This is a genomic window from Lichenihabitans sp. Uapishka_5 (assembly GCF_033947565.1).
In the GTDB taxonomy this organism is placed as follows: domain Bacteria; phylum Pseudomonadota; class Alphaproteobacteria; order Rhizobiales; family Beijerinckiaceae; genus Lichenihabitans.
The window spans coordinates 1-9407 of record NZ_JARPVX010000111.1 but is presented as its reverse complement, the minus strand read 5'-3'; the positions used below and the strand labels follow the sequence as shown (position 1 = coordinate 9407).

Genomic DNA, 9407 nt, shown 5'->3' with positions numbered 1-9407 from the left:
GCTCCGTGGGAATCCACTGTCTCTGAACTACGCACATTCCGTCCACACGGCCTAGGTTGTCGCACGCCAACCTAGAACGACCCTAAACTGGTCCGGCTCGGGTTCCTATAGGAAAACCAAAAGGGCGCCCTGGCGGAAGCCGCCGGCCGCGACATGATCCTTCCATGACGACCTTCTTCACCAGCGACACGCATTTCGGGGACATGCGCATCCTGCGCATCGACAAACGGCCGTTCAAGAGCTTGGCCGAGCACGACGCCGCGCTCGTGGCGAACTGGAACGCCCTTGTCGGCCCGGACGATACCGTGTGGCACCTCGGCGACTTCGCGCTCGGGCCGCCGGACGCGGCTGTGGCGGCCCTGCTGGACGGGCTCAACGGCACCAAGCATCTGATCGTCGGCAACAACGATGGGCCCGGCACCCTGCAGGCCCCGGCCTGGGCGAGCGTCAGCCATTATGCCGAGATCACCGAAGGGGACACCGGCCTCATCCTCTGCCACTACGCGTTCCGCACCTGGAACGCCATGGGACGGGGCACGCTCAACCTGCACGGCCATTCCCACGGCCTGCTGAAGACGGCCCCGAAGCAATATGACGTCGGCGTCGACGTGTGGGCGTTCCATCCGGTGACGCTGGAGCAGATCCGGGCGCGTCGCCGCGTCACCCGGATCAAGCATTTCGGCGGTCCGGCCGAGCCTGCGGAGGAGGCCTGAAGCCAAGCCGCGCCGGTTCGTGCCGCCCTGGCTTCGGGCCTGTGTTTTTTGGCGCGAGGCTGTTGTCGTGGCTTTGAGGCCTCAGAACTCCTCCCAGCTCGCCTCGGGGGTGGGCTCGACCTTGCGGGCCGCGCCGCCCCGACCCGAGGTTCGCAGCGCCGGGGTGGCGCGCCGGGCAGGGGTGGCGGCCTGGGCGGGCCGGCCGCCCTCGACGGTGAACTGCCCGACAAGCCGCGACAGCTCTTGGGTTTCCTGGGCCAGGTTCTTGCTGGCCGCCGTCGATTCCTCCACCATTGGCGGCGTTCTGCTGGGTGACCTGATCCATCTGGTTGATGGCGGTGTTGACCTGATCGAGGCCGGCCGCCTGTTCCTGCGCCGACGCCGCGATGTCGGAGATGATGCGGCTGACCGCCGTCACCTGGCCGACGATGCGCTCGAGTGCCTTGCCGGTTTCGCCCACCAGCGCCACGCCCTGGTCGACGTGGCCGCGTGAGGCCGAGATCAACCCCTTGATATCCTTGGCGGCTTCCGCCGAACGCTGGGCCAGCGCCCGCACCTCGGAGGCCACGACCGCAAAGCCGCGGCCCGCTTCGCCGGCCCGCGCCGCCTCGACGCCCGCGTTGAGCGCCAGGAGGTTGGTCTGGAAGGCGATCTCGTCGATGACGCCGATGATTTGGCTGATCTGCTGGGACGAGCTTTCGATGGCGCTCATGGCCTGCACGGCCCGGCCCACAACGTCGCCCGATTGTTCGGCATCGGCCTTGGTGCTCGCCACGGCCGAACGGGCTTCGAGGGCACCTTCCGAGGTGCGCTTCACCGTGGCGGTGATCTGGTCAAGCGCCGCGGCGGTTTCCTCGAGGCTCGCGGCCTGCTGCTCGGTCCGGCGCGACAGGTCGTCGGCCGCCGACGAGATTTCGGACGTGCCGGACCGGATGCTGCCGGTTGCGCCCACCACGGTCACGATCGTGGTCTGCAGCTTGTCGATGGCGGCGTTGAAGTCATCGCGGAGCTTCTCGTATTCGGCCGGGAAGGGCGTGACGAGGCGGACGGTCAGGTCGCCGTCCGACAACCGGACGAGTCCCGCGCCAAGGCCGGTCACCACGGTTTCCTGCTTGGCGGCAGCGTCCTGCCGCTCGCGCTCTTCCTGCCGACGCAGCGTTTCCGCGGCCTCGCGCTGCCGTGCCGTCTCGGCTTCGAGCGCGATCTTCTCGGTGCCGGTCACCTTGAACACCTGCGCCACCTTGGCGATGGTGCCGATCTCGTCACGGCGCTCGGCACCCTCAATGGCCGTGTCGTAGGCCCCGCCTGCGATGGCCGACAGGTTGCGGGCCAGGGCGTTGATCGGGGTCGATACCCACATCCGCAACGCCACGAAGCCGAGGGCCGCGACAACTGCAAGCCCGCCGAGGATCGTCGCCCAGGTGGTCAGGATAGTGGCATTGGTGATGTCCGAAGTGGCGTCGTTGATCCGCTTGGTTTCGACCAGCAGGTTGTCCACCATGGTCTTGATGGCGTCCGCTGCGGCCTTTGTGTCGGGGCCGCAGGCTTTGTTGTAGCTGGTCCGCGTTTGATCCAGGACGGCGGCGTCGTTCGAGGCGGCGAGCCTCATGGTCTCGGCGCAGGACGTGTTGATCGCCTGCAAACCTTTGGCCTTCAAGTCGTTGAAGGCTGCCGCGTGGTCGGGCAACAGGGCGGCGCTACCGTCCATGAATCCGACGAACTGCTCCTTGCTGGCCGCGATCAGCGCGATGGCGGCCTTGTCGGTGTCCGGCGTCTGCGAGATGATCAGGTCGGCGATGCCGGACCGCGTGGCCCAGAGCGTGCGGCTCGCGCGCGCAAGCGTCACACTGGCGGCGCCCTGATGATCGCTGAGGTCACTGTAGTTGGTGTCGATGACCCGCATCTTGCCGGTGGTGAAAAAAGCCGCTCCGAGAACGAAGGCTGCAAAAACCGCGATAATACTCAGAAATTTTCCGATGATCGAAATGTGCTTCATGGTTTCGGCCCCTCGCAACGTTGAGGAAGCACTACAGAGCACGTCTGTCTAAAATCTGAATCTTGGCTGCAAAGCCAAAGCATTAAGCACGAACACCCTGCATGGCAGGCTTCGCGCGAAGCGGGGGAACCTATGGGCCGTCGTGGCGGGCCCCGAAGATGGCACTGCCCACCCGGACATGGGTGGCGCCGAGCTGGATCGCCAATTCGAAATCGGCGCTCATGCCCATCGACAAGGTGGCGAGGCCGTTGCGGGCCGCGATCGTGGCCAGCAGGGCGAAATGCGGCGAAGCCTGCTCCGCGGCGGGCGGGATGCACATCAGCCCGTCGATCGCGAGGCCGAGGTCGCGGCATCGCGCGATGAAGCTGTCGGCGTCCTCCGGCAGCACGCCGGCCTTTTGCGGCTCGGCCCCGGTGTTGACCTGGACCAGGAGGCGCGGCCGGCGACCGCCGCGGGCGATTTCGGCCGCCAGGGCCTCGGCGAGCTTCGGGCGGTCGAGCGTCTCGATGGTGTCGAACAACGCCACGGCGTCCCGCACCTTGTTGGTCTGCAGGGGGCCGATCAGGTGCAGGTCGATGTTTGGCGTCGTGGCCCGCAGGCCCGGCCACTTGGCCTGGGCCTCCTGGACGCGGTTCTCGCCGAAGGCCCGCTGCCCGGCCGCGATCACCGGCGCGATGGACTCCGCCCCATAAGTCTTCGACACGGCCACCAACGCGACCGTTGCCGGGTCGCGCTCCGAATCCCGCGCCGCGCGGGCGATGCGGGTCCGGATGGCGTCCCACTGGGACACGGCCGGGTCGGCCCCGGGGCCGGGCACGGGCGCCGTCCCGGGCTTCGCCTCAGCCTTCCTCGTCCGACTCGATGTCGCCGTCGATCAAGCCCGACACGTCGTCGTTTTCTTCCTCGTCTTCCTCGAGAAAGGTGTCGTCCGCGGGCTCGTCCTCGACGTCGATGTCGTCCTCGGTCGTGGTTTCGGGCTTCTCGGCCGCCTCGGCTTCCTCGAGCGACACGGTCTCGGCCTGCGTGGCGTCGGTTTCCGTCTCGGTCTCGTCCTCGTCATTGACGGGGGCCGCGCGAACAGGGGCACGGGCGAGCGGCGCCGCCTGGAACACGGTGGCGCACTTCGGGCACACGATCGGGTCGCGATTCAGGTCGAAGAACTTCGTGCTGCAATTCTGGCATTGGCGCTTGGCGCCAAGTTCGGGTTTCACCACAGGGTTTTCCTTGGAAGGGGCCGGTTGCCGCCGCAAAATGAACGCCCGCGTTAGTGGCCCCTCGCCACCCTGTCAACACGCGAATGCCGCCGCCGCCGGGGCCGTAATGACAGGGGCGGGCGGCGCGTGTTAGGAGCGCCGCCAGAGTTCCGTTCCTCGTTTCAAGGTTCCCGTCGGTGTCGCTGCCCCCATCCTCGGCCCATGCGGCCGCCCCGCAGCCGCTCACGGCCGGCCGCAGCGGGCCGCTCGCCGGACGCCTCAAGCCGCCCGGCGACAAGTCGCTGTCGCACCGCGCCTTCATCTTCGGGCTGTTGACGGTCGGCGCCACGGAGGTCGAGGGCCTGCTCGAGGGCGACGACGTGCTGCGCACCGGCGAAGCCTGCCGGGCGCTCGGCGCCACGCTGACCCGTCATGGTCCCGGCCGCTGGACCGTGCAGGGCGTCGGCATCGGCTCGCTGTTGACGCCCGTGGCGCCGCTCGATTTCGGCAATGCCGGAACCGGCGCCCGATTGATGATGGGCGTCGTGGGCGGCCATGCGGTGACCGCCACCTTCGATGGCGACGCCAGCCTGCGCAAGCGGCCGATGCGGCGCATCCTCGACCCGCTCGAACAGATGGGCGCCGAAGTGCTCGACCAGGCGTCCGGCGGCCGCTGCCCGCTGGTGCTGAAGGGCACGGGGGAGCCGTTGCCCATCAGCTATGAAACGCCCGTGGCTTCGGCGCAGATCAAGTCGGCCGTGCTGCTGGCCGGGCTCAACAGCATCGGCCGCACCGTGGTGATCGAGCGCGAAGCCTCGCGCGACCACACGGAAACCATGCTGCGCCATTTCGGCGCCACCGTGCAGGTGGAGCCCTGGGGCCAGCATGGCCGCAGGATCGTGCTCGAAGGCCGGCCCGAGCTGCGGCCGCGCCCCGTCGCGGTGCCGGCCGACCCGTCTTCGGCCGCCTTTCCGATGGTGGCGGCCCTGTTGGTGCCGGGCTCCGAGGTGCTGCTCGAGCGGGTGATGATGAACCCCCTGCGCACGGGGCTGCTCACCACCCTGCTGGAGATGGGGGCCGACATCGCCGTGGAAGGCCGCCGCGTCGAGGGCGGCGAGGAAGTGGCCGACCTGCGGGTGCGGGCGTCGCGGCTGCGCGGCGTCGATGTGCCGGCCGCGCGGGCGCCCTCGATGATCGACGAATATCCCGTGCTGGCGGTGGCGGCGGCCTTTGCGGAAGGCGAAACCCGGATGCGTGGATTGCAGGAACTGCGGGTGAAGGAATCGGACCGGCTCGCGGCCGTCGGGGCGGGCCTTGGCGCCAATAACATCGACCATGCGATCGACGGCGACGACCTCATCGTGCGGGGTGGCCCGGTGAAGGGTGGCGGCACGGTGGTGACCCACCTCGATCACCGTATCGCGATGAGCTTCCTTGTTTTGGGCCTTGCGGCCCAAAATCCTGTGACAGTCGACGACGAGGCGATGATCGCCACGAGCTTCCCGACCTTCAAGCCGAGCATGACGGCGCTCGGCGCCCGCTTCGTGTGATCCGATGATCGTCGCGCTCGATGGACCGGCCGCGTCCGGCAAGGGCACGCTCGCCCGCCGCCTCGCGGCCCATTTCGGCCTGCCGCACCTGGACACGGGGCTGCTTTACCGGGCCACGGCCCGGGCGCTGCTCGATGCCGATGAGCCGCTCGACCACGGGCCGGCCGCGGTGGCGGCCGCTCGCGGGCTGGCGTTGACGGATTTCGAGGAAGCGCGCCTGCGCGGCCGCGACATGGGCGAGGCGGCTTCCATCGTGGCCGCCATCCCGGAAGTGCGGCGCACCCTGGTGGAGGCCCAGCGCCGCTTCGCCCAGCGCCCCGGCGGCGCGGTGCTGGATGGCCGCGACATTGGCACGGTGATCTGCCCGGACGCCGAGGCCAAGATCTTCGTCACCGCTTCGCCTCAGGCGCGGGCCCAGCGCCGGGCGCTCGAACACGCCCGGGCGGGCGAGCCGGTGCCCTTTGCGGTTGTGCTGGCCGACATCCTGCGACGGGACGAGCGTGATGCGTCGCGCAGCGTGGCGCCGCTGCGCGCGGCCGACGATGCCGTGACCCTCGACACGACGGCGCTCGACATCGCCGGCGCCTTTGCGGCGGCGGTCGCCATCGTGGAGGCCGCGAGAAGCCGTCGTCCAGGCTGACGCGGGGCCTTGCGGCCGGCGAGCCGGCATCGTCGCCTCACATCCACAGATTGATTTTCGCGGCCGGCTGCTGCTACGGATACCTTACGTAAGGGAAGGTCGTCCGGAAGGAACCAGCATGCCGAAGCGCAGTCCGGGCTTGCCCAGCGACGATCACGTCAACCGCCGCTTCGGCGAGCGCCTGCGGGCCTGCCGGGAAAGGGCCGGCAAAAGCCAGTCGGACGTCGGCACGGCGCTCGGGGTCAGCTTCCAGCAGATCCAGAAATACGAGAACGGCTCGACCTCGATCAGCCTGAACCGCATCTTCGATTTTGCCGACAACGTCGGCATCAGCATGTCGAGCTTGTTCGAGGGCCTCGACCCGCGGGCGTTCCAGGCCGCCGCGGCGGGCGGTTTCGCAGAAGAAGGGCAGGCGGCACTGACCGACGATGCCGACGACATGCGGCTCGTTGCGGGACAATATTCCAAGCAGAAGGTCCGGCTGATCGGGGCCTTCAACCGCGTCGCCGACGCAAAGGCCCGCGTCACCCTGATCGAGATGGCCGAAGCCCTGGCGGCCCGGGACGACGACCAGGCGGCGTGACGCTCATCCGGCCAGACACGAACGTTATACCATGGTGATCGAAAAGCGATGGCAGCCTTCCTTTAGGGCAGCTGGCCGTGGGTTCCGAAGATCGCCCTTAACGCGGCCGTGATGATGTGACGCTCCGTGAAGACTGCGGGGCGGATCGTGTTCAACAACATCAAGATTGCGAAGAAGCTGGCGCTGGCCTTCGGGGGTGCCCTGGCGGCTGTGCTGTTGATCTGCGGCGGCGTGTTGTTCGAGCAGCAGAACTCCATCGCGGTGGCGAGCCTCAACGCGGCCGCCACCCGCATCATGGCGGATGCCGAACGCGCGCTCGGCGGGCTGCATGACCAGAACGCCTCCGTGCGCGGCCTGATCCTTTACCGCCAAAGCCGCTTTGCCGACCAATACAGGGCCGCGGCCGCCCAGGTCGATGCCGCCCTGGCGGATGCCCGCGCCGCAGTTGGCGACGATGCCACGATCGCCACGAGCCTCGACAAGACCACGGACGCGATCCGGGCTTGGCAATCGGCGTTCGGGACCCGGGTGATCGAACTCGCTTCCGACGAGGCGCATCGTGACGAGGCCGCCGGCCTCGCGACCTCGGAACTCGCCTTCTCGGCCTTCGAAAAGGTGCGGACCTATACGGCGCGGACGCTGGCCAAGGCGAGCGCCAAGGCCGAGGCCACCCAGGCCGCCCAGGTGCAGGCCTACGGCACCGTCCGCGCCGTGCTGATGGGCGGCATCGGCCTCGCGGCCCTGGCCATGCTGGCGGCCTGGGTCTGGCTGCGCCACACGATCGGCCGTCCGATCGGCGCCATGACGGTCGCCATGAAGGCGCTGGCGGCCGGCGACACCACCGTCTCGGTTCCGGCACTCGGGCGCCGCGACGAGGTCGGCCACATGGCCGACGCTCTGCAGGCTTTCCGGGATGCGGCGCTGGCGCAGCGACGCACCAAGGCCGAGGCCGCGGCGAGCCGTGACGCACAAAGCCGCGAACAAGCTCGCGCGGCCGCGATCGAAGCCGAGGCGGCCCAGCAGCAGGCCCATGTGGTGAGCGTCCTGGCCGAAGGGCTCGACCGGTTGTCGCAGGGCGACCTCGCGGGTCGGATCGAGGCGCCGCTCGGCGCCGCCTATGAAAAGCTGCGGCACGATTATAATGCGGCGCTCGATACGCTGCGCGATACCATGGGGCATGTGTCCGAAAATGCCGGGGCGATCCGCTCCGGCACCGGCGAAATCGCCACCGCGGCCCAGGACCTGTCGCGCCGCACCGAGCAGCAGGCCGCGACGCTGGAGGAAACCGCCGCGGCGCTTGAGGAGATCACCACCACGGTCGGCAAGTCGGCCGCCGGCGCCCTGCAGGCCCAGGCCGTCGTGGACAGGACCAAGGCCGACGCGGTGGCGTCCGAGACCGTGGTGGGCGAGGCCGTGGCGGCCATGTCGGCCATCGAGGCCTCTTCGAAGCAGATCGGCCAGATCATCGGCCTGATCGACGAGATCGCCTTCCAGACCAACCTGCTGGCGCTGAATGCTGGCGTCGAAGCGGCTCGGGCCGGCGAGGCGGGCCGCGGCTTCGCCGTGGTGGCGTCCGAAGTGCGGGGCCTGGCCCAGCGCTCGGCCGGCGCCGCCAAGGAGATCAAGGCCCTGGTGGCGGCCTCGGACGGCCATGTGAGCCGTGGTGTGGGGCTGGTCGGCAAGGCCGGGTCGGCGCTGCATCGCATTCTCAGCCAGGTGGGCGAGATCAGCACCGCCGTGAACGACATCGCGGCGAGCGCCCAGGAACAGGCGACGGCACTGCGCGAAGTCAACACCGCCGTGATCCACATGGATCAGGTGACCCAGCAGAACGCCGCCATGGTGGAGCAGACCACCGCCGCGAGCCGCAGTTTGGCCGAGGAAACCGAGACGCTGGCTGGCCTGATCGGCCGCTTCCGCCTTGATGCGACCGCGCGGCCGGCGCGCCGCGCCGCGCCGCCGGTTCTGAAGGCCACCGGCACCGACGGCCCCGCCCGGGCGGCCGCCGGGGCAGGGGACTGGGAAGAGTTCTGAAGCGCGGCGGGTTGACCCGCTTCGCTTGGGATAGAGCGCGGCGGGTCTACCCGCTTCGCTGGCCGTGAAGCATGGCGGGTTGACGCGTATCAGGACGCGGCCCGCACCCCCGTGGCGCCGCCGATGAACAGCCGTTTCGCCCCTGGCGCCCGGTCGACGAGGCCGAGGCCGATGTCCCGCAGGGCGCGGAGCGGCAGCAGGTCGTTCGAGAACAGCCGGTTCAGCCCGTCCGTCATGGCCGCCATGGTGGCGGCGTCGAAGCTGCGGGCGCGGCTGTAGCGGTTGAGCACGTCGGGCGCGCCGGGGTCGAGGCCGAGTTCCATCGCGTCGGCCACCGCTTCGCTCAGCGCCGCGGCATCCCGCAAACCGAGATTGAGGCCCTGGCCGGCGAGCGGGTGGATCACCCGTGCGGCGTCGCCAAGCAGCGCCACCCGGTTTCCCGTCAGCCGCCGTGCCAGCTCGAGCCGCAGCGGCAGCGCCCGGGGCTTGTCCTCGAGCCGCATCGGCCCGAGCGCCGGCCCGATGCGGGCCTCGAGCGCCGCGATGAACTCCGCCTCCGGCAGCGCCGCGAGCCGCTCGGCCTCGGCGGTGCGCTCGGTCCAGACGATCGACAACCGCGTGTCAGTGCCGTCCGGGGCCCGCAGCGGCAGCAGATCGCCGATGGGCGTCGCCGCCACAGCGTCGAGCAGGGCCGCCCG

The 9407-nt window shown here is 69.5% G+C and carries 9 protein-coding genes; 5 read left to right on the top strand and 4 right to left on the bottom strand.

Annotated elements, in window-relative coordinates; all coding sequences use genetic code 11:
• Positions 1 to 164 precede the first annotated feature (164 nt).
• Positions 165 to 713, top strand: a complete 549-nt coding sequence (locus P7D22_RS21030; protein WP_319936216.1) for a metallophosphoesterase — start codon at positions 165 to 167, stop codon at positions 711 to 713.
• On the opposite strand, the gene P7D22_RS21025 is transcribed toward P7D22_RS21030, so the two are convergent.
• The 3 genes from P7D22_RS21025 to P7D22_RS21015 all read right to left on the bottom strand — a co-directional run bounded on the left by P7D22_RS21025 (position 670) and on the right by P7D22_RS21015 (position 3923).
• A complete protein-coding gene (locus P7D22_RS21025) occupies positions 670 to 2709 on the bottom strand; it encodes a methyl-accepting chemotaxis protein (RefSeq protein ID WP_319936215.1) in 2040 nt (679 codons plus the stop codon). The genes P7D22_RS21030 and P7D22_RS21025 overlap by 44 nt on opposite strands.
• Positions 2710 to 2839: 130 nt before the next feature.
• Positions 2840 to 3526, bottom strand: a complete 687-nt coding sequence (locus P7D22_RS21020) for a YggS family pyridoxal phosphate-dependent enzyme (protein ID WP_319936214.1) — start codon at positions 3524 to 3526, stop codon at positions 2840 to 2842.
• Positions 3527 to 3548: 22 nt separating this feature from the next.
• The gene (locus tag P7D22_RS21015) at positions 3549 to 3923 is read right to left on the bottom strand and encodes a TIGR02300 family protein (protein ID WP_319936213.1); all 375 of its coding nucleotides are present in this window, start codon (positions 3921 to 3923) and stop codon (positions 3549 to 3551) included.
• A 176-nt stretch (positions 3924 to 4099) separates the two neighbouring features.
• Here P7D22_RS21015 and aroA point away from each other — a divergent pair, with 176 nt between their 5' ends.
• The 4 genes from aroA (at position 4100) to P7D22_RS20995 (ending at position 8709) form a co-directional block, all read left to right on the top strand.
• On the top strand, positions 4100 to 5452 hold the full coding sequence (gene aroA, locus P7D22_RS21010) for a 3-phosphoshikimate 1-carboxyvinyltransferase (protein ID WP_442916126.1): 1353 nt from the start codon (positions 4100 to 4102) through the stop codon (positions 5450 to 5452).
• Between the two features lie 4 nt (positions 5453 to 5456).
• Positions 5457 to 6092 (top strand): (d)CMP kinase, encoded by a 636-nt coding sequence (gene cmk, locus P7D22_RS21005; protein ID WP_319936212.1) that lies wholly within the window; start codon positions 5457 to 5459, stop codon positions 6090 to 6092.
• Between the two features lie 118 nt (positions 6093 to 6210).
• Positions 6211 to 6675, top strand: coding sequence for a helix-turn-helix domain-containing protein (locus tag P7D22_RS21000; protein ID WP_319936211.1), 465 nt, complete (start codon positions 6211 to 6213; stop codon positions 6673 to 6675).
• A gap of 126 nt (positions 6676 to 6801) precedes the next feature.
• Complete coding sequence (locus tag P7D22_RS20995; protein ID WP_319936210.1) at positions 6802 to 8709, top strand: methyl-accepting chemotaxis protein; 1908 nt, start codon at positions 6802 to 6804, stop codon at positions 8707 to 8709.
• Positions 8710 to 8798: 89 nt separating this feature from the next.
• Here P7D22_RS20995 and P7D22_RS20990 read toward each other — a convergent pair.
• Positions 8799 to 9407 (bottom strand): FAD-dependent monooxygenase (locus tag P7D22_RS20990; RefSeq protein ID WP_319936209.1); only part of this gene is annotated, 609 nt, incomplete at its 5' end.

What these genes read in the sequence shown, in the direction of transcription:
- P7D22_RS21025 (WP_319936215.1), bottom strand. Translation starts at nt 2,709, where the DNA reads ATGAAGCACATTTCGATCATCGGAAAATTTCTGAGTATTATCGCGGTT.
- P7D22_RS21030 (WP_319936216.1), top strand. Translation starts at nt 165, where the DNA reads ATGACGACCTTCTTCACCAGCGACACGCATTTCGGGGACATGCGCATC.
- cmk (WP_319936212.1), top strand. Translation starts at nt 5,457, where the DNA reads ATGATCGTCGCGCTCGATGGACCGGCCGCGTCCGGCAAGGGCACGCTC.
- P7D22_RS21000 (WP_319936211.1), top strand. Translation starts at nt 6,211, where the DNA reads ATGCCGAAGCGCAGTCCGGGCTTGCCCAGCGACGATCACGTCAACCGC.